At 41.9% G+C, this 19,969-nt stretch carries 17 protein-coding genes; 14 read left to right on the forward strand and 3 right to left on the reverse strand.

The window, feature by feature from the left end:
- Positions 1-238: 238 nt before the first annotated feature.
- The 8 genes from LX64_RS00195 (at position 239) to LX64_RS00230 (ending at position 8,743) form a co-directional block, all read left to right on the forward strand.
- Positions 239-952, forward strand: a complete 714-nt coding sequence (locus LX64_RS00195; protein ID WP_111595591.1) for a DUF4290 domain-containing protein — start codon at positions 239-241, stop codon at positions 950-952.
- Positions 949-2,262 (forward strand): UDP-N-acetylglucosamine 1-carboxyvinyltransferase, encoded by a 1,314-nt coding sequence (murA, locus tag LX64_RS00200; protein ID WP_111595592.1) that lies wholly within the window; start codon positions 949-951, stop codon positions 2,260-2,262. Before LX64_RS00195 ends, murA begins: the two co-directional genes overlap by 4 nt.
- Positions 2,263-2,380: 118 nt before the next feature.
- Positions 2,381-2,959: a guanylate kinase gene (gmk, locus tag LX64_RS00205; protein WP_111595593.1), complete on the forward strand. Its 579-nt coding sequence runs from the start codon at positions 2,381-2,383 to the stop codon at positions 2,957-2,959.
- 77 nt (positions 2,960-3,036) lie between these two features.
- Complete coding sequence (locus LX64_RS00210) at positions 3,037-4,305, forward strand: hemolysin family protein (RefSeq protein ID WP_111595594.1); 1,269 nt, start codon at positions 3,037-3,039, stop codon at positions 4,303-4,305.
- A 745-nt stretch (positions 4,306-5,050) separates the two neighbouring features.
- Positions 5,051-5,908 carry a twin-arginine translocase subunit TatC gene (gene tatC / locus LX64_RS00215; protein WP_111595595.1) on the forward strand — a complete coding sequence of 286 codons (858 nt, stop codon included), beginning with the start codon at positions 5,051-5,053 and terminating at the stop codon, positions 5,906-5,908.
- Between the two features lie 51 nt (positions 5,909-5,959).
- The gene (rpiB, locus tag LX64_RS00220) at positions 5,960-6,418 is read left to right on the forward strand and encodes a ribose 5-phosphate isomerase B (RefSeq protein ID WP_111595596.1); all 459 of its coding nucleotides are present in this window, start codon (positions 5,960-5,962) and stop codon (positions 6,416-6,418) included.
- Between the two features lie 139 nt (positions 6,419-6,557).
- Positions 6,558-8,078, forward strand: coding sequence for a M28 family peptidase (locus LX64_RS00225; protein ID WP_111595597.1), 1,521 nt, complete (start codon positions 6,558-6,560; stop codon positions 8,076-8,078).
- 119 nt (positions 8,079-8,197) lie between these two features.
- Entirely contained in the window at positions 8,198-8,743 is a 546-nt protein-coding gene (locus LX64_RS00230; protein WP_158538480.1) for a DUF4136 domain-containing protein, read from the forward strand.
- 60 nt (positions 8,744-8,803) lie between these two features.
- Here LX64_RS00230 and LX64_RS00235 read toward each other — a convergent pair whose 3' ends face one another.
- Positions 8,804-9,091 (reverse strand): hypothetical protein, encoded by a 288-nt coding sequence (locus LX64_RS00235; RefSeq protein ID WP_111595599.1) that lies wholly within the window; start codon positions 9,089-9,091, stop codon positions 8,804-8,806.
- A 408-nt stretch (positions 9,092-9,499) separates the two neighbouring features.
- On the opposite strand from LX64_RS00235, the gene LX64_RS00240 reads away from it, so the two are divergent.
- From LX64_RS00240 to LX64_RS00265, 6 genes are all read left to right on the forward strand, one after another.
- Positions 9,500-10,603: a tetratricopeptide repeat protein gene (locus LX64_RS00240; protein WP_158538481.1), complete on the forward strand. Its 1,104-nt coding sequence runs from the start codon at positions 9,500-9,502 to the stop codon at positions 10,601-10,603.
- 319 nt (positions 10,604-10,922) lie between these two features.
- Positions 10,923-13,274, forward strand: a complete 2,352-nt coding sequence (locus LX64_RS00245) for an ATP-dependent helicase (protein ID WP_111595601.1) — start codon at positions 10,923-10,925, stop codon at positions 13,272-13,274.
- A 68-nt stretch (positions 13,275-13,342) separates the two neighbouring features.
- Entirely contained in the window at positions 13,343-13,804 is a 462-nt protein-coding gene (locus tag LX64_RS00250) for a regulatory protein RecX (protein ID WP_111595602.1), read from the forward strand.
- A gap of 82 nt (positions 13,805-13,886) precedes the next feature.
- Positions 13,887-14,678 carry an amidohydrolase gene (locus LX64_RS00255; RefSeq protein WP_111595603.1) on the forward strand — a complete coding sequence of 264 codons (792 nt, stop codon included), beginning with the start codon at positions 13,887-13,889 and terminating at the stop codon, positions 14,676-14,678.
- A gap of 48 nt (positions 14,679-14,726) precedes the next feature.
- A complete protein-coding gene (gene nagA / locus LX64_RS00260) occupies positions 14,727-15,848 on the forward strand; it encodes an N-acetylglucosamine-6-phosphate deacetylase (RefSeq protein ID WP_111595604.1) in 1,122 nt (373 codons plus the stop codon).
- 35 nt (positions 15,849-15,883) lie between these two features.
- A complete protein-coding gene (locus LX64_RS00265) occupies positions 15,884-17,650 on the forward strand; it encodes an ArnT family glycosyltransferase (RefSeq protein ID WP_158538482.1) in 1,767 nt (588 codons plus the stop codon).
- Positions 17,651-17,953: 303 nt separating this feature from the next.
- On the opposite strand, the gene thiL is transcribed toward LX64_RS00265, so the two are convergent.
- Complete coding sequence (gene thiL, locus LX64_RS00270) at positions 17,954-18,985, reverse strand: thiamine-phosphate kinase (protein WP_111595606.1); 1,032 nt, start codon at positions 18,983-18,985, stop codon at positions 17,954-17,956.
- A 25-nt stretch (positions 18,986-19,010) separates the two neighbouring features.
- Positions 19,011-19,781 (reverse strand): inositol monophosphatase family protein, encoded by a 771-nt coding sequence (locus tag LX64_RS00275; RefSeq protein WP_111595607.1) that lies wholly within the window; start codon positions 19,779-19,781, stop codon positions 19,011-19,013.
- Between the last annotated feature and the right edge of the window lie 188 nt (positions 19,782-19,969).

Here is a 19,969-nt window from a genome sequence, read left to right on the forward strand (position 1 = left end):
TGCCTCCCACTACCCCTCTTAAAACAAAAAGTTTTGTGAAATTTCTCATTGGGTTGACAATTTGAAAATATTCAGCTATTTTTCGTTAAGTTTGCAGCTCAAGTATTAAGCTGCACCTTTTCCAGCTATTATACCCAAGGTCAAATAAAGAAATCCCTTCTCTGCTTACTTTGACCATGTGCGTAACAAATAGCTTCTTTAGCATTAAAATTTATTGTTGTTTTCATAAAAACAAAGAATGGAATATAATACCACACGCAATCATTTAATCATGCGTGAGTATGGCAGAAATATTCAAAAAATGATTGAATATTTATTGTCAATCACGGACAGAGATCAACGTCAACGCAATGCCATTGCTTTGATTGAGTTGATGGGTACGTTGAACCCACATTTACGTAACGTAGAAGATTTTCGTCATAAACTTTGGGATCACCTGTTCTTAATTTCCGATTTTAAATTGGATGTAGAATCGCCTTATCCCATCCCAACACGCGAAACCCTTAGAAACAAGCCAGAACCTTTGCCATATCCGAAAAAGTATCCTCACTTTAGGCATATTGGTAAAAACTTGGAAATGGTGATTGAGAAAGCGTTGCACGAAGAGAATCCGGAGAAGAAAGAAGGTTTTACCCAATGTATCGGTAACTACATGAAACTCGCTTACAGCAACTGGCACAAAGAAAGCGTGCATGATGATGCTATTAAGTCGGAATTGTCGACCCTCACCGGTGGCGAATTACAGTACCAAACGGGGGCCAACGCGCCTAGTTTCAGTAGCGGGGAAAACTACCGCGCTAGCGGCGAAAACCGTGGTGGTGGCGAAAACCGTGGTAGCAACAACGGCGGCAAACGCAAGAACTTCCAACAAAATAATAAAGGTGGAGGTAATTTCAATAAAGGCAATAATAAACAAGGCAATAAACACAAATTCAAAAATAGGAACAAGTGAGTAGCGCTTTCGAAGTAAGAGGAGGCAAGAGCCTCTCCGGTGAAATTATACCTCAGGGTGCCAAAAACGAGGCATTACAGATCATCAGTGCTGTGTTGCTAACACCCGAAAAAGTAACCATTAACAATATTCCAGACATTTTAGATGTCAATTTATTAATCGAATTATTAGGCGATATCGGGGTGAAGGTAAACCGTGTATCCCGTGCTGTATGTGAATTCCAAGCCGATGCAATCGACTTTGATTACATGCATACGCCTGAATTCAAAAAGAAATCTGGTCGTTTACGCGGCTCCGTGATGTTCGCCGGTCCTCTATTGGCGCGTTTCGGTAAAGCGTATATCCCTAAGCCCGGCGGTGATAAAATCGGTCGCCGTAGGTTGGATACACACATCATCGGGTTTCAAAAATTAGGCGCCGAATTCGTATACGAAGCCGATGACAACTACTTCCGTTTGGAAGCACCAGCCGGTGGTATGAAAGGTACTTATATGTTGCTGGATGAACCATCAGTAACGGGTACTGCTAATATCGTTATGGCTGCTGTGATGGCTGAAGGCACTACAACGATCTATAACGCCGCTTGTGAACCATATTTACAACAACTTTGTAAAATGATGGTGCGCATGGGTGCTAAAATCGAAGGTATCGGCTCTAATTTGTTGACCATCCAAGGGGTTGAAAAACTCGGCGGTTGCGAACATACCATGTTGCCCGATATGATCGAAATCGGTTCTTTCATCGGTTTAGCAGCTATGACGCAAAGCGAAATCACCATTAAAAATGCCGGTATTCAACATCTCGGCATTATCCCAGAGAAGTTCCAACAACTGGGAATTAAAATGGAATTCCGTGGCGATGATATCTACATTCCTGCACAAGATTCTTACGAAATCCAAACATTTATCGACGGCTCTATCCTAACAATTTCCGATCATCCATGGCCAGGCTTTACGCCCGATTTGCTCAGCATCGTGCTCGTTGTAGCAACGCAAGCAAAAGGTAGCGTATTGATCCACCAAAAAATGTTCGAAAGCCGTTTGTTCTTTGTCGATAAATTAATCGATATGGGTGCCCAAATCATCCTCTGCGACCCACACAGGGCAGCTGTAATTGGTTTGAACCGCCAGCACAAATTGAAAGGTATTACAATGACCAGCCCCGACATTCGCGCGGGTGTGAGCTTGTTAATTGCTGCATTAAGTGCTGAAGGTAAAAGCACCATTCACAACATCGATCAAATCGATCGCGGTTACCAATACATCGACGAACGCTTACGCGCTTTGGGTGCGGATATTAAGCGTCTCTAACATATTCAAAAGGCATTGGCCTGTCAAGATCCCGAACCTTTATGCGGTAACAACGCATAGGGGTTTGGGATTTGAGTTATAAGAAAGGTTCAACAAATTAGAAATACTAGTGTAAAAAATGGCTATATCATCCCTACATAAAATAATTATCGTTACTGCTCCTTCTGGAGCAGGTAAAACTACCATCGTAAAGAAATTATTAGCCGCAATGCCAAACTTGGCTTTTTCCATTTCCGCGGCTACCCGCAATAGGCGTGAAAATGAAATCGATGGGAAAGATTATTACTTCATGACGCCTGAAACGTTCCAGGAGAAAATCGAAGCAAACGAGTTCGCAGAATACGAAATGGTGTATGCCGGTAAGTATTATGGTACTTTAAAAAGTGAATTACAGCGTATTTGGGATGATGCTAAATTCCCCATGGTCGATATCGACGTCAAAGGAGCCCTATCTATCAAAGAAAAATACCACGAAAACGCACTTACCATCTTCATTCAACCGCCATCAATCGATGCATTACGCGAAAGGTTAAGCGAAAGAGGTACGGAAACCCAAGCGTCGTTAGACGAAAGATTGGGGAAAGCACGCTACGAATTATCGTTTGCGCACGAATTTGATCAAATTGTTGTAAATGAAGATCTTGAAACAGCTTATAACGAAGTAAAAACACTTGTGGAACAATTCTTGAACAAGTAAAAAAGGATATGTGTTATCCTTTTGATAGAATTTTGAACGGTGAGGGCTGCATTTTTTCTTTCATTATCTTTGTTTAGATGGACATTACCACTGTTATTTTCCTAGTACTAACGTTATTGCTCGCCGGGTTATTTGCCGGCATGGAAACCGCTTTTGCCAACATCAATAAATTGAGTGTTGAATTAAAGAAAAAGCAAGGCCGCTACGCAGGTAAAATACTTGCAGGCTTTAACGATAATCCTTCGCGTATATTAGCTACCAGTTTAATTGGGCTTACGATCAGCATCGTTATTTATGGCATGTTGGTCGCCGGTTTATTGGACCCTCTGTGGAGTTATTTCTGGGATGAAGCGTATCAAGATCGTATTCGCCCGGCATTGATCTTCGCGGAGATAGTAATTGCAACGATTGTGATGTTATTTTTCGGGTTTTTTATTCCGCGTAGCGTATTCCGTTCACGCCCCGAAGCAATGCTTAGTTTCTTTGCCTTCCCTATTTCCATATTGGCGAAGCCGTTGTACGTAATAGGTAACTTGTTTGTGTCTGTTTCTGAGTGGATATTGAAATACTTATTCAATGTGCGCCTATTGGAAAACAAGCATTCCTTTGCGCGGGTAGATGTTGAGCATTTTATCCGCCAATCTTCCCAGCATGTGGGTGAAAACCAGGAGCTAAACACCGAGTTGTTTGAAAATGCGTTGGGCTTGATGCACGTGAAAATCCGCGGCTGCTTAATTCCCCGTAAAGAGATTGAAGCAGTAGACATTAATACCGACATTGCTACCGTTCGCGCTAAACTCATCGAAACGAAGCTTTCTAAAATCATCATTTACGAAAATAACATCGATAATATCCTAGGTTACGTACACCAGCTCGACATTTTTAAACAACCGTCGGATATCAAAAGTGTTATCCACGAAATTATAGCGGTACCGGAAACGATGAGTGCCATTGATTTACTAAATAAATTCAACCGCGAACGCAGGAGTATTGCTTGGGTAGTGGATGAATTTGGTGGAACGGCGGGGATAGTTACCATTGAAGACGTGTTAGAGGAGATTTTTGGTGATATTAAAGATGAGCATGATGTAGAGGAGTTCGTCGAGAAGCAAATCGCTGAAAAAGAGTACATTTTCTCTGGTAGGCTGGAACTAGATTACTTGAACGAAAAATATCATTTCGAGTTCCCAGAGGACGAAAGTGAGACACTGTCTGGATATATCATCGCTCACCACGAAACTATCCCGAAAATCAAAGAGCGTATTATTATAAATGATTATGAATTTGATATCTTGAGCGTGACGGATACAAGGATTGAGATGGTGAAAATGAAAATTTTCAACTAAAAATGGGAGAAAGTCCTATTTTTACACCCCTACCGCAAAAACGATATAGCAAGAAAACTCGTATGTTAAGATAGAAGTGATGTGAGAAACAGTGGGTTAGGAATTAAAATGCGAAATAAATAAGTTGGATATACTATTTTGGAGGCTAAATCGTTTTTGTACTAAAGTAGTAGTAAATTAACACGGAAAGCGTGGAATTAGCGGGTAGTACGTAACACTATAATTTGATTTTTGTTAAAAGGTTGTAAAAAACTTTGTTATAACATTGATAATACAATAATTCTTTCTATTTTTGTTATAGAAATTCAAAAGCTCTTAATTAGTTATAACTTTTATCTGAATAGCTTGCCAAACAAAAGGATTAAGTTATAGCGAATAGAGTATAAGACATTCTCGAATTCAACTTTTTTGGGGTTAACAAACAATGGATGAAAGGCCGGCTCTTGATTCTTCTTGGGCTGGCTCTTTTTTTGTACCTACCTCAACGCTTCTCTTCTCCATTTCTAATTATTTCCGTTTACATATTTTCTGCCTTGTTATTTGGGCGCTTATCGTATATTTAAAAATTAAGCGAGTTTTAATACTGGAATTTTTCCTTGAGAATGCTTGCCTATTGGGGATTCCACGCACACAGTAATGCTATGTGAATGAATATTGAACATTCGTTTCGCCCGCCAGGCCATCATTTTCAGAATTTTTGCAGTTCAACAGCTATATTTGTGTTTCTTGATTATCGATTTACAGTATGTTTAAAAGAATTTTTGCTAATAATACGGACAAGGCTGAAATGTCATTTTTCGAACACCTTGAATCGTTACGTTGGCACTTAGTAAGATCGGCCTTTGCCATTGTGATTTTAAGTATCGTTGGTTTCATCTACACGAAAGAAATTTTGGATAATGTAATCTTCGGTCCTACCAATGCTTGGTTCCCAACGTACGGTTGGTTGTGCAAATTTGGTCAAATGGTTGGCTTAGGCGATAACTTATGTATCACGCCTGTTAAGATCAATTTCCAAAACCATATGATGGCCGGACAAATCATGCTCCAATTCAAATTGGCGGTGATTATTGGTGTGGTAGGTGCTTTCCCATTCATTTTCTGGGAATTCTGGAAGTTCGTGAAGCCGGCATTAAAAGAAAGAGAATTAAGAGGCGCTAGAGGTATCATCTTCTGGGTTTCTCTTCAGTTCTTCTTAGGTATACTTTTTAGCTATTTCCTCATCGCTCCATTTACCATCAACTTCTTAGCTAGCTATACTGTTACTGATAAGGTAGATAACATCTTCTTCGTAGATGATTATTTCTCTTTAATGACGCAGATCGTTATTGGTATGGGTGCTTTATTCGAATTACCGATCCTCGTATTCTTCTTAACGAAAATCGGGTTCCTGTCGCCTAAGTTCATGAGAACTTATAGAAGACACGCCATCGTTGTAATCTTAGTATTAGCAGCCGTAATTACGCCTCCAGACGTAGTTGACCAATTGCTTGTATTCATACCTTTGTATGCTTTATATGAAATTTCGATCATCGTTTCTCAACGTGCTATGAAAGGCCGTGAAGACAAAGAAAGCGAAGAAGAAATTGAAGAATGGTCGTAATAGATCGTTCGTGTAGCTAACAATTGTACACCAAACAGCAATTCAATACTAATGGAACAAAATACTTTCAACCTGGCGCTACCGGTGGCAATCGGTAGCGACCACGCAGGTTTCGAATACAAAGAAGAAATCATTTCTTACTTGGAAGCAAAAGGCCTCAACGTAAACGATTTCGGACCATTTTCTGCAGACTCTGTTGATTATCCAGATTATGCTCACCCCGTGGCAAATGCCGTGGAAAATGGTGAAGCAGCATTCGGAATCCTCATCTGCGGTAGTGCCAACGGCGTAGCCATCACCGCTAACAAACACCAAGGCATCCGTGCCGGCCTTTGCTGGGGGGAAGAAATAGCTCGCCTCGTTAGGCAACACAATGATGCCAATATCCTCTGCGTACCAGCAAGGTTTGTAGACAAAGTAGCGGCTATCAAAATGACAGAAATTTTTATGGATACACCTTTCGAAGGTGGTAGACATGCCAACAGGGTAGGCAAAATTGCTTGTAACTAATCCTGTAATACAATACAACAAAATTATTCTTCTCTACGCATGCGTAATACCGCGCATGCTGTAGAGAGGGTTTTAGACCAAGATCAACGAATTTGTAGCCCCCGGTAGTTATCCAAGTTTATCAACACTTTACTTATATATGAGAACATTCAACCTCTGTGTTGGTTTGCTCGCATTGGCAGGATCTGCCTACGCGCAAAGAGCGTCAAATAATGCTCCCGAGAAATTTGGGAACATGATTACCGCTGCCGACTTAAAGAAACATCTCTACATCGTAGCCGGCCCTACCATGCAAGGCCGCGAAACAGCTACTGAAGGGCAACGTATTGCTGCCAAATATATCAGCGACCACTTTAAGAAAATTGGACTGAAACCGGGTGCAAATGGTCAATGGGAACAATTCTATTCCCTGTACATGGATACCTTAACCAACGGTTCTATTAAAATCGGTGATAAAGCGTTTGCTTTTGGTGATGATTACTATGGTGCTATCAGGGAATTAAAAAACCAAACTACGCAAGCTAGTACTATTGTTTTCGCTGGTTACGGAAAAGAAGGCGACTTCAAAAACGTATCCGAAAACAGCCAAGTTGTTTTATTATTACAAGAACCTCCTAAGCAACAAGCCAATCAACCACGCCGCCAATTCGTTGGCCGCCCAACGGAACAATTGCGCGCTGCTGCTAGCAAAGGGGCTAATACCGTGTTTATTGTAATGCCGGCAGGCTTCGATTTAAGCAGGATTAAACAACGCGTAATGCGCTCTGGTATTTATATGGACCAAGTGCAAACAATGGAATATCTTCCAAACTACTACTACATTTCAAAAGAAATGGCAGAAAGTATCATGGGGGCTGATAAATACAACGCCGCTGTTGCTGCTACTTTAGCTGGTAATACAACCGTAGAAACATTCAATAAAAGTGTAGATGTGAACCTTGCAAAAGGTACAAACGAAAGCAAATCCAGCAACGTTTTAGGTTTATTGGAAGGTACAGATAAGAAAGACGAAGTGTTATTTGTAACTGCTCACTACGATCACTTAGGTATCGAAAATGGTGAAATTCACTATGGTGCCGATGATGATGGTTCTGGTACTGTATCGGTATTGGAATTAGCAGAAGCTTTTGCTGCTGCTAAAAAAGCAGGTAAAGGTCCTCGTAGAAGTATCGTGTTTATGACCGTTTCCGGTGAAGAAAAAGGCTTATTGGGCTCGAAATACTATACCGATCATCCAATTTATCCTTTAGCTAATACTGTAGCCGATTTGAACATTGATATGATTGGTCGTATTGATGATGACCACAAAGCGGATACAAACTATGTATACATCATCGGTGATGATAAATTGAGCTCAGAAATGCGCCCAATCAGCGAAGCAGCTAATAAAATGACCAACTTAAAGTTGGACTATAAATACAACGATCCTAACGATCCGAATCGCTTCTACTACCGTAGCGACCACTACATGTTTGCACAACACAACATTCCCATTATTTTCTACTTCAACGGTGTGCATGCCGATTACCACAAGCCTACCGATACCGTAGAAAAAATCACGTATAACCTTATGGAGAAACGTGCGAAATTAGTGTTCTACACCGCTTGGGAAATCGCCAACAGAAATGAAAAGTTAAAAGTTGATCGCCACGAGAAATAATCATAGCGAACGATCTATATTTTTAAAGAAAGGAACGGCATTTGCTGTTCCTTTCTTGTTTTAATGCATGTTGGATTTCATTGTTGATGGGCACCCAAGAACGCTATAAATACAAGCTTATGAATAAGATCATGACAGCCTTCCTAGCGCTTTGCGCTATTGTATTAGCAAGTTGTAGCAGTACCAAAGTATTGGAAAATGATGCAAATGATGGGTTCCGCTTGTCGCAATACCAAACCTTCAATTTCTACGATATTGAAGCCAGTGGCGATACAAGCGATATGGCAGCCTATAAAGAAGGGACCACAGCCCTCAAAAATGCCGTAGCCAAACAATTGATTGCCCGCGGTCTTACACAAACTACAGCTAACCCCGATTTACTTGTTAACATCGGCATTGTTGTAAAAGACAAAGTACAAACCCGAGAAACGGATTTCCGTACCGATGCACCACGGTATATGGGCCAACGACGCTATTCTTGGAAAAGCAGCGAGGTAGAAGTCGGTCGCTATAAAGAAGGAACCGTTACCCTTCACTTGGTAAACCGCCAAGAGAATAAAATGGTTTGGAAAGGAGTGGTATCAGGTATTCTACCGAATAAACCCGCCAAGCTGCAAGCACAGGCGAACGACGCGATGACTACACTTTTCGAAAAAGTGCCATAAACATGGTTCTCCCGGTAAACTTTACAACTTTCCGCAGGATATGTGCGGAAGAAGACTTCTTTATTTTGCAATGACGGTTACGAGGTGCTGGAGTGTTACATCCGGCATAGTTAATTCTTGAAATTCCACTACTTTATTAAAACCGGGATCGCTGATCTCCAATTTGCGTACCTCCTTTGAAGGGGAAAAATATTCCTTATCTCCATGGATGGTAATGGTAACATGACTGATACTTTTATCACATTGATGTTGTAAGTGCTTAATCACTTGGCTGAGGAAGTTTTGTAGAAACGTGTTTCCGGCGGGTTGATTGCCCGGCGCTGAGAATAATGCCGCTTCAGTGTCCATGAGGAGATTAGATTTAATGGTTCAATAAAATATGGGTTCACGCTATAACGTGCCCAATTACCAAATTGTTCATGGATAACGCAAAAACTATGTATTTCCAGTTTGGAGGGGAAGTACCTGGTGTTTTATCTAATCTTTTTGCAGTTTGTTTGGGTTCCAGTTATCCAGTAATAAAATTACAATAGGTAGCTGCCTTTTGTTGTTAGAATGGGCGCTATACTTATCCACCCTGCTTCGAGGTTATTAACAGTGCCCAATCTTTATATGTGAAAAATGGACTATAAAATTCCTGGTAGCTGTTTATGGAATTTTAAGAGATAGAACATCTATTTAAAAAATTACCATTTTACCACCTAACTCCTATTTATGCAGCAAAAAAAGCGATGCCTCGTTATATTTTTCGGGTTAATGGCAACTAGTTTTTCTCTTTCAGCTCAATCCGTTCAAGAAAATAACACCCAAGCAGGCGATCAACTCATGGAAGCTGCCATCACTTTGATGGATAATGGTAACAGTGATTCGGCTGTTATATTGCTCGACCAGGCTTTACAACTTTCCCCTAAAAATCCAACTTATACCTACGAGAAGGCATTTGCCTACTATTTGAAGAAGGATTACAAAACTGCCCTTCAACTTTTACAACCGTTTTATAAGAAAGGAATTGCTACTATGTCGATGTTTAAGCTCTTGGGCAATAGCTACGATTACTTGGGCGAACCTAAAAAGGCATTGGAGGTATACGAGAAAGGAATTGAGCAATTCCCTGGCAAAGCAGGATACCTGTACCTAGAAAAGGGCGTGGTAAAAATGGCCGATAATAAATACAACGAAGCCTTACAAGCTTTTGAAAACGGTATTCGCGCCACACCTACCCATGCCTCCAACTATTACTGGGCAGCGAAGATATTTTGTAATGCTACAGAGGTGCCGCTGTGGGGTTTGTTATACGGGGAAGTGTTTTGCAACCTGGAACGTGGTTCGAAACGTACAGAAGAAATCTCCAAACTCCTGCTATACACGTTTAAAAACCGTATCACGTTTACCGATAGCTCCGCCAATGTTAAATTGTATAGCGCTCCTGTAAATATCAACATTTCGCTTCCGAAAAAAGGTGAACTCGATCCCAATGCACTGGCTAACCAATTAAAAGGTGTACTCGATCGCTTCGCCACCGGTTTCTACGAACCCACTTTCGCCGTTGGTACCACTCCTTTCAAGCAGATCAACGCAGCAACACTATACGAAATCCGCTTGCATGTGCTCAATACTTACTACGAGAAAGGGTATGATAAGAAATATAACGACGTCCTCTTCGACTACCAACGGAAGATTTTGAATGCAGGCCACTTCGAAGCGTATAATTATTGGTTATTTAGTGGTGGTGGAGATGATGAGCTAGAAAACTGGGTGGATGCCCACAAAAGTAAATGGAACGAATTTATTGAATGGTTCAAAGCGAACCCGCTAAAAGTAGATACCGATCATTATTTCTCACGCTCGAAATATGAATAATATGGGTTGTTATAGCAAGTTCTCCCGGTAAAATGAAAGCCGGGAGAACTTGCTTCCAATACCTGGGCAACACTTTAGTTCGAATATTTCTTCTTCTACATATATAATTTCACCCCTCATTTCTCCCAAACCCACTACCCTAGCGGCAACACATTTTTCCGATACTTTTTATGTATGAAATAATTTGTGTAAACAAGCTACCAGTAAGGATGACAGAGTTTTTACTGCTACAATTTTTCTGTAGGCTATTTAAGTTGTAATTTTGTCGCTTGCAATCACCTGTTGCTCCAAAGCAATCAATAAAATTATTATTTCTTACATGAATACAAATTACCTCAACGAACTGAATGAACGTCAACGGGAAGCCGTTAGTCATATTAACGGTCCGTTAATGATTGTTGCCGGTGCTGGGTCAGGTAAAACAAAGGTATTAACTACCCGCATTGCCCATTTGATGAGAAATGGTGTAGATGCTTTTAATATTCTAGCGTTGACGTTTACCAATAAAGCGGCACGCGAAATGAAGGAACGTATAGAGCGAATTTTAGGCGGTCACGAGGCGAGGAATTTGTACATCGGTACTTTCCACTCGGTATTTGCTAGGATTTTACGTTCAGAAGCACACAAAGTGGGGTATCCCAACGACTTCACTATTTACGATGCCGATGATGCAAAGAGTGTAGTGAAAACCGTAATTAACGAATTAAATCTCGACGATAAACACTATAAACCCAATCTCGTTTATAACCGTATTTCTGCGGCGAAAAACAGTTTGATGAGCCCTAGTGAATATCAACACGATTACTATATTCAGCAGGAAGATATGCGTGCCAATAGGCCCATGATTGGTAAAATCTACGATCTCTACGCTAAACGTTGTTATAAAAACGGCGCGATGGATTTCGATGATTTGTTGTACGTATTTTATCACTTGTTGAAGAATGTGCCGGAAGTGCTAAGTAAATACCAACACAAGTTCCGTTACATCATGATTGATGAGTACCAGGATACCAACCCAGCCCAGTACGAAATCATTAAATTATTGGGTGCTGTTCATGAAAACATAGCAGTGGTAGGTGACGATGCGCAAAGTATCTACTCCTTCCGCGGTGCCACTATTCAAAACATTCTCCAATTCGAAAAGGATTATGATGGTGTGAAGGTGGTGAAGCTGGAACAGAACTACCGTTGTACTAAATCTATCCTGGATGTGGCCAACCAAGTAATCAAAAACAACAAAGGCCAGATCGAAAAGGAATTGTGGACAGATAACGATGAAGGAGAAAAAATTCGCCTTGTACGTACCACCACCGATAACGAAGAAGGTAAATTCGTAGCAGATACCATTGCTGAACAAAAGCTTCGTAACCACTACGAAAATCGCGACTTTGTTATTCTATACAGAACCAACGCGCAGAGCCGTTCCTTCGAGGAAAGCTTACGCAGAATGAATATCCCTTACAGGATTTTCGGTGGTTTATCGTTCTACCAACGTAAAGAAATCAAGGATTTCGTAGCATACTTGCGCGTAATCATCAATACCCGCGACGAAGAAGCGTTAAAGAGAATCATCAACTACCCTGCCCGCGGTATCGGTAAAACAACCCTCGATAAAGTTACGCTCATTGCCAATGAACAGGATATTACCTTCTGGCAAGTGTTAACAAGTGCAGCTTCTTTTGGGTTTAAATCCGGTACCTTAGAAGCGATTGACGGGTTTGTAACGATGATTCAAAGTTTCCAATCCCAACTCGCTAAAAGTAACGCGTACGACGTAGCCGTACAAGTAGGTAAATCAACGAACATCGTAAAAGAACTGTTCAACGATAAAACTACCGAAGGCTTAGCCCGCTACGAAAACGTACAAGAGTTATTGAACTCTATTAAAGAATTCACCGAAACGCCTACGGAAGATGGTGAATTACTGGAGAAATCTTTAGGTAGCTACTTGCAACAAATTACCCTCCTCACCGATGCCGATCAAGGTACAGATGAGAATAGCGACGTGGTGAAACTTATGACTATCCACGCAGCGAAAGGGTTGGAATTCCCAGTTGTATTTAGCGTTGGTTTAGAAGAAACCTTGTTCCCGAACAATATGGCCATCAATTCCCGAGAAGAATTGGAAGAAGAACGCCGTTTGTTCTACGTAGCCATCACGCGTGCGAAGAGTAAATTGTGGGTAACGTACGCGAACAGCCGCTACCGCTTTGGTAACCTCGTGCAAAATGAACCCAGTCGCTTTATCGATGAGATTCCTGAAAAGCACGTCGACAGAAGCTATGCGGGTGGTGGTGTAAGGAACATGGGTAGCAGCTCGCCAAGCTGGGGCGGAATTGGCAGTGCAGCAAGAGGAGGTAACAATATGTTTGATACCATGAAGAAGAAAACCCCGGGCAGCCCAACACCTAGTTCGTCTTCTACAGCGCGCCCTATGCCAAAACCGGCTGCGGCATCGTCGAACCATACGCCTTCGGCGAACTTTACACCCGATGATCCGAATACAATGGAAGTAGGGATGCAAGTAGAACACCAGAAGTTCGGGTTTGGTACCATTACCCAATTGGAAGGAGCAGCTAACAACAGGATCGCAACTGTGAACTTCCCGAAAGGAGGTGGCGACAAGAAGATCATGTTGAACTATGCGAAATTGATGATCATCAACAAATAAATTCAACTGGCCATCATAGCTTATACAGCAATGATGGCCATTTTTATGCCCGCGAAGAAAGGAAAACCATGAATGAAGTAGCTTTCAATAAACTCAAGCACTTTTGTGCTTACCAGGAAAGATGTCATAAAGAAGTACGCGATAAATGCTACGAGCTGGGCGTTCACCGCGACGAGGCCGAGCAAATGATCGTGTTATTGGTAGAAGAGAATTATTTAAATGAAGAACGTTTTGCAAAAGCCTTTGCGGGTGGCAAGTTTAGAATGAAGCATTGGGGCCGAAACCGTATTACCATGGAACTGAAGCGGCGCGATATTTCGGCTTATTGTATTAAAGTGGCCATGAAAGAAATTGATGCCGACGACTATTACAAAGCTTTACTGAAAGAAGCCGGTAAGAAATACCACAGTTTAGAGAAAATCCAAGGTTACCAACGAACCTACAAAACCATGCAATACCTCATGCAACGAGGTTTCGAACAAGACCTTTCCAAGATGGCTATTGAAGAAATCGCAAATAGTGCCGAATAATCGAGGAATAATTGAAAAATTTCTAAAGCGGTAGATTGTAATTTTGAGAGAGTTTTTAAAAAGGCTTTTTTAATTCGCCCATATGAGTGATTTAACCGTTACCCTTATCCAAGCCAATTTGCATTGGGAAGATAAGGCGGCCAACTTGGCCATGTTTGATGCAAAGATCGACGCCATTCAAGGTCGTACAGAGATAGTGATTCTTCCAGAAATGTTCAGCACAGGTTTCAGTATGCAACCCGAAAAGCTGGCCGAAACAATGGAAGGCGAAACGGTTAATTGGATGAAGAAGAAGAGCCGCGAAAAAAACATCATCCTTGCCGGTAGCGTTATTATCGAAGAAGATGGCCATTTCTACAACCGCTTCATCTGGATGCAACCTAACGGTGTGTACGGTAAATATGATAAACGTCACCTCTTCGGCTTCGCCGGTGAACATAACCATTACGAACCAGGCGATCAACGCCTAATTGCACAAGTAAAAGGCTGGAAAATATGCGTAGCTGTTTGTTACGACCTCCGTTTCCCTGTGTGGGCGCGTAACCAAGTAGCGGCCGATGGTACAGCTGCTTACGATTTGTACATCAACGTGGCCAACTGGCCAGAACGCAGAAATACTGCTTGGAGAACCTTATTACAAGCACGTGCCATCGAGAACCAATGTTATGTAGTAGGAGTTAACCGCGTGGGAAATGATGGTAACAACATTTATCATAGCGGCGATAGTAGTATTATCGATGCTTTGGGTGAAATTATCTACCATAAAGCACACGATGAAGACGTTTTCACCTATACCTTAACAAAAGCACCTTTGGAAGAAATCCGTAGCAAGATACCATTCCTCAAAGATGCCGATCGCTTCACGATCCTCTAATCTTTCTTATAGAATAGGCTTTTTCACACCAAACAATACCTTACCAGCATGAAAACGGCGTACAAAAACATGCAGCTTTCTTACCAAGATAGATGGCGCAACGACCTAAGCATTTTATGTGAAAACGGAAAAGTTGCAGGCGTAGTGCAGCATCATGATATCCCAGGAGGCTACGAACAAGTGGATGTAAATGGTAAGTATTTGTCGACCGCGCTCATCGACCTCCAAATTTATGGTGGTAGTGGGAAAGTATTTCTTAAAGAGCCTACAGTAGAAGCTATAGCAGCTACTTATAAATATTGTTTATCCGGTGGTGCAGCGCATTTTATGATTACGCTGCCTACCATTGGATTCGACATTATCGATCGGGCAATTGAAGCGGTGCATGCTTATTGGCAACAAGGTGGTAAAGGCTTATTGGGTTTACACCTAGAAGGCCCATTTATTAACGCCGAGAAAAAAGGTGCACACCTCGCTCATTACATTACCCTACCTACATTAGAACAAGTACAAGCCCTTTTGGCAAAAGCCAATGGTGCTGTGAAAATGATGACCGTAGCGCCTGAGAAAGTGACTGTAGAAATTGTACAGGCACTAGAAGCGGCAGGGGTATTAGTATCGGCCGGTCATAGTAATGCCACTTACGATGTAGCGACCAAGATGTTCAACGACGCCGGTATTCCTGCGGCTACGCATTTATTCAATGCGATGAGTCCTTTAGAAAGCCGCGCACCTGGTATTGTAGGGGCTATTTACGACCACGATACAATTTGTAGTAGCGTGGTGGCCGATGGTGTACATGTTAGTTTTGATGCGATCAGGATTTCCAAGAAAATTATGGGTCCTCGCCTATTCTTAATTACCGATGCGGTAGATGTGAATGAAAGCGGTGACTATATTTATCTTAGGCAAGCAGATCGATTTGTAACAGAGAAAGGTATACTAGCCGGTTCTTGCTTAACGATGTTACAGGCGGTAAAAAATTGTGTAGAGAAAGTGGGCATCCCAGCGCACGAAGCCTTACGCATGGGCAGCACCTACCCTGCTAAGTTGGCACAAAAAGAAGCTTCACTGGGCACATTACATATTGGAGCCGATGCAACATTCGTGTTGTTTGATGAGCAATTCCAGCCGCAAGGCATGATCATCGAAGGAGAGTTGAAAGACTAGTACAACATGGAATGTTTTGCTACCTTCGCAACACTATGAATGATATTGTAAGATTTTTCAAGAAGGACCAATATAAGAACCTTTTTTTCCTTGCATGGGCCGTATTGGGCATATTACAAGCCTGTTTTACCGAGCTGATGGACGATGAGGCCTATTACTGGGTATATTCACAGCATTTAGATTGGGGCTATTTCGATCATCCACCCATGATTGCTGTGCTCATCAAAATTGGCTATTCCCTATTCCATAATGAACTAGGAGTTCGTTTAATGATGGTATTGTTGAACGTTGGTACCTTGGTATTACTGGATAAACTCATTCCCACAAAGAATAATAAAGTACTTTATTTAATACTCGGCGCGATGGGTGCCATGCAATTGGGCGGTATGTTAGCCGTTCCGGATTTGCCGCTCATTTTCTTCGCTACGTTGTATTTCTATGCTTATAAGAAGTTCTTATCATCCCAAGACTGGAAACATACCATTTTCCTCGCCATTACCATGGCGCTGATGTTCTACAGCAAATACCATGGTGTATTGCTTGTATTCTTCACCTTGGTAAGTAACTTCTCGTTGTTGAAAGTACGCCAATACTACATGGCTGTACTGATTACAACACTTCTCTTCTTGCCACATATTTACTGGCAATACGCGCATCATTTCCCTTCATTACAATATCACCTCGTAGAAAGAAATGCATCGGCATATAAGCTGAACTTCTCCTTGGATTATATAGCAGGACAAGTGTTGATGTTCGGTCCTTTAGTGGGTTGGTTGCTATTGTATTATGGCTTCCGCTGCCCGATCCAAAATGCATTCGAACGTGCAATGAAGTTCTCGCTTATCGGGGTGCTGGTGTTTTTCTTAATCAGCACATTTAAAGGTCGTGTTGAAGCTAACTGGACGGTGATGGTATTTACGCCGCTTGTTGTGCTTGCGCACCAAGCTATTGTACGTTTGAATTACTCATTGAAACCATTGTTATACACGCTGCCGGTAACCTTGTTGTTAGTAATCATTGTACGTGTGTATATGATGTGGGACTTTGTACCGAATTTACGTGTACGTCCTGAATTGCACCATAACCACGAGTGGACAAGCGCTATTAAAAAAGTAGCGGGCGATAAACCGGTAGTGTTCTTCAATACCTACCAATCCCCTTCCAAATACATGTTCTATACGGGCGAGAAAGCTTATAGTTTAAACTCGGTATACAGCAGGAGAAGCCAGTATAACTATTGGCATATGGAGGAAGATGATTTATGGGGGAAAGATGTGTTAATGGCTTCTCGTAATATATACGACTTTATGGTAAGGGATTCCATTATGGGACCTGGTGAAACCATATTCGATCGGCCCGTGGTATTAAAAACCATCGATCATAAACCAGATTCTATTCCATCCCAAGAGAAAGGTAAATACTGGTATGTCAAGCATCAAAATCCATATTATTCCTACAGTCTTATTCAATTCGATTCCAATACGAAAGAGTTTTATGGGCAACAAAACGAGATTGTAAATATGCGAGCGAAAGTATTGAATGGTTACAAAAAACCGGTACAATACGATCCAAATGATACCGTGTATGTTGCTTTTTCGTTCGCAGACCGAACCGGTCGCCCAGTGAACTTAAAAACAACCATCACTTTGCAAGAGGCATTAACGAAAGATTCGATCGATATCCCCCTTCGTTTTCCACATGTAATTGGTAGATATAAGGTAAAAATGACCCTTCTTCCGAAGCATGCCGACATGCCGCCAACGCATAATTCGCAATATTTCTATTTCAACGTTATTCAGTAAGCATTTGATACTGAATGTGTTGAAAGGGTAAAATAGCTGAAACCCTTGCTGGCATTGAGTGAGGATAGGCTTTAGATAGGCTCGAGATAGGCTTTAGATAGGGTAAGGATAGGCAAAAGATAGGCTAGGGATAGGGTGAGGATAGGCTTTTGTGCTAAAAAGATAGGCTTTTGGCTAGTTTGGGCTATATAACCGAAGCTACAAGTTATAGATATGGGCATGTTAGGGTAATACCCAGGTGCTAAAAATAAAAGCGGTCGTCTCTACTGTAGAGGCGACCGCTTTTTTATGCTTAAAGCGAGTTTATTGTTTGAAAGCATTCCAGCCTTGGGCTTGTAACTTGTGTTTATTGCCTTGCTTGGTAATGATGTGTGTACCTTCCGAAATATCGGTCATGTATCCAATTACGCTAATTTCTTCCGACGCGGTGATCTTGTCGTAATCTTCTTGTTTGATGGTGAAGAGCAATTCATAGTCTTCGCCACCGCTAAGTGCGCAAGCGGTTGGGTCGAGGCCGAATTTGAACGCTGCTTCGCGGGCTTTTTCTGCGATAGGGATTTTCTCTTCGTAGATGACGCAACCCAAGTTGCTTTGCTTACAAATATGGATCGCTTCGGAGCTTAAGCCATCGCTTACGTCCATCATGGATGTAGGCGTAATTTTATGGTGTAATAAGAAACCAAGGATATCGTGGCGCGCTTCTGGTTTCAGTTGGCGGCCGATGATGTAGGTTTCTTCTTCTAGGTCGGGCTGAATATTAGGGTTTTCGAGGTAGATTTGTTTCTCTCTTTCCAAGAGGGTCAATCCCAAGAAAGCGGCCCCTAAATCGCCGGAAACGCATAGCAAATCGCCTTTTTGAGCGGTAGAACGTTTGATGAACTGCATCGGGGTTACTTCACCGATAGCGGTTACGCTAATAACGAAGCCTTTTTGCGATGAGCTGGTGTCGCCACCTATCAAGTCTACATTATATTTTTCGCAGGCTGCATATACACCTTCATAAAATTCGTTGAGTGCTTCAACCGATAAGCGGTTCGAGAAAGCAATGCTTACCGTAATATGTGTTGGGATGGCACCCATAGCATAAATATCGGAGAGGTTGACAACCACAGATTTATAGCCGAGGTGTTTGAGCGGCGTATACATAAAATCGAAATGGATGCCTTCTACAAGCATGTCGGTACTAATAACGGTTTGTTTACCGAAGTGGTCGATAACAGCGCCGTCGTCGCCTACACCTAAGATAGTGCCGGCATTTTGGATTTCTATGTTGCGTGTGAGGTATTCGATTAGGCCAAACTCGCCAAGACTTTCAATTTCCGTTCTTTCCTCCATAAAATGAGTTGTTGGGTGTTAAAAATTATTGCTGGTTAATCACTTTGAGCATATCGCTATGGATAGTGCCGTTGGTGGCCAGTAGTTGTTTTTGGTAAACGGAGTATTCCGTACCGCTAAAATCTGTTACCATACCGCCTGCTTCTTTTACGATTAGGTACCCGGCAGCGGCGTCCCATGCTTGTAGGTTGTGTTCCCAGAAGCCATCGAACCTGCCGCAAGCAACCCAGCAAAGGTCGAGCGCAGCAGAGCCGAGCCTACGAACGGGGTTACCGTGGTGAATAAAACGTTCAAATACACGAACAGGGTCGTTCGGCATGGTTTCCCATTTGTAAGGAAAACCCGTTACTAGGCATGCACTGGCAAGGTCTTGCTTTTTGGATACGTGGATGATTTTATCATTCAACGTAGCGCCAAAACCTTTCTGGGCGAAGAAGAATTCGTTCATAAACGGGTTGTAAACTGCACCTAGAATTAGTTCACCATCTTGCTCTACCCCGATAGATACGCAGCAAATTGGAATGCCGTGTGCGAAGTTTACGGTACCGTCGATGGGGTCGATGATCCATTTTACATTAGAATCCGTTTTAATTTCACCTACTTCTTCGGAAAGGATGAAATGACTGGGGTAATCTTCGCGGATCACTTCAATAATAGCAGCTTCGGCCTTTTTATCGGCTTCGGTTACAAGGTTATTGATGGTGTCTTTGCTGGTTACTTCGAATTCTCCATCGAAATAATGCTGTAAAACCTTAGCGCCCGCCTGTGTAGCTTTCAGTAACGTTTGTTTTAACATGCAGCAAAGGTAAATGAAATTCGGTTTCGTAGCGAGTTAGCTGTAAAGCGGGCGTGGTGGGGAAATGAGGGTTCATTTCTCATCATCATACCCAAACCGCTATATAACCTAAGTAATCGTTATGTAACACGTTAATGCGACTTTATATAAGTGGTAGGCAGGAAACCGATTTTATACCTAGATATTGC

Source organism: Chitinophaga skermanii (assembly GCF_003259335.1).
GTDB classification, from domain to species: domain Bacteria; phylum Bacteroidota; class Bacteroidia; order Chitinophagales; family Chitinophagaceae; genus Chitinophaga; species Chitinophaga skermanii.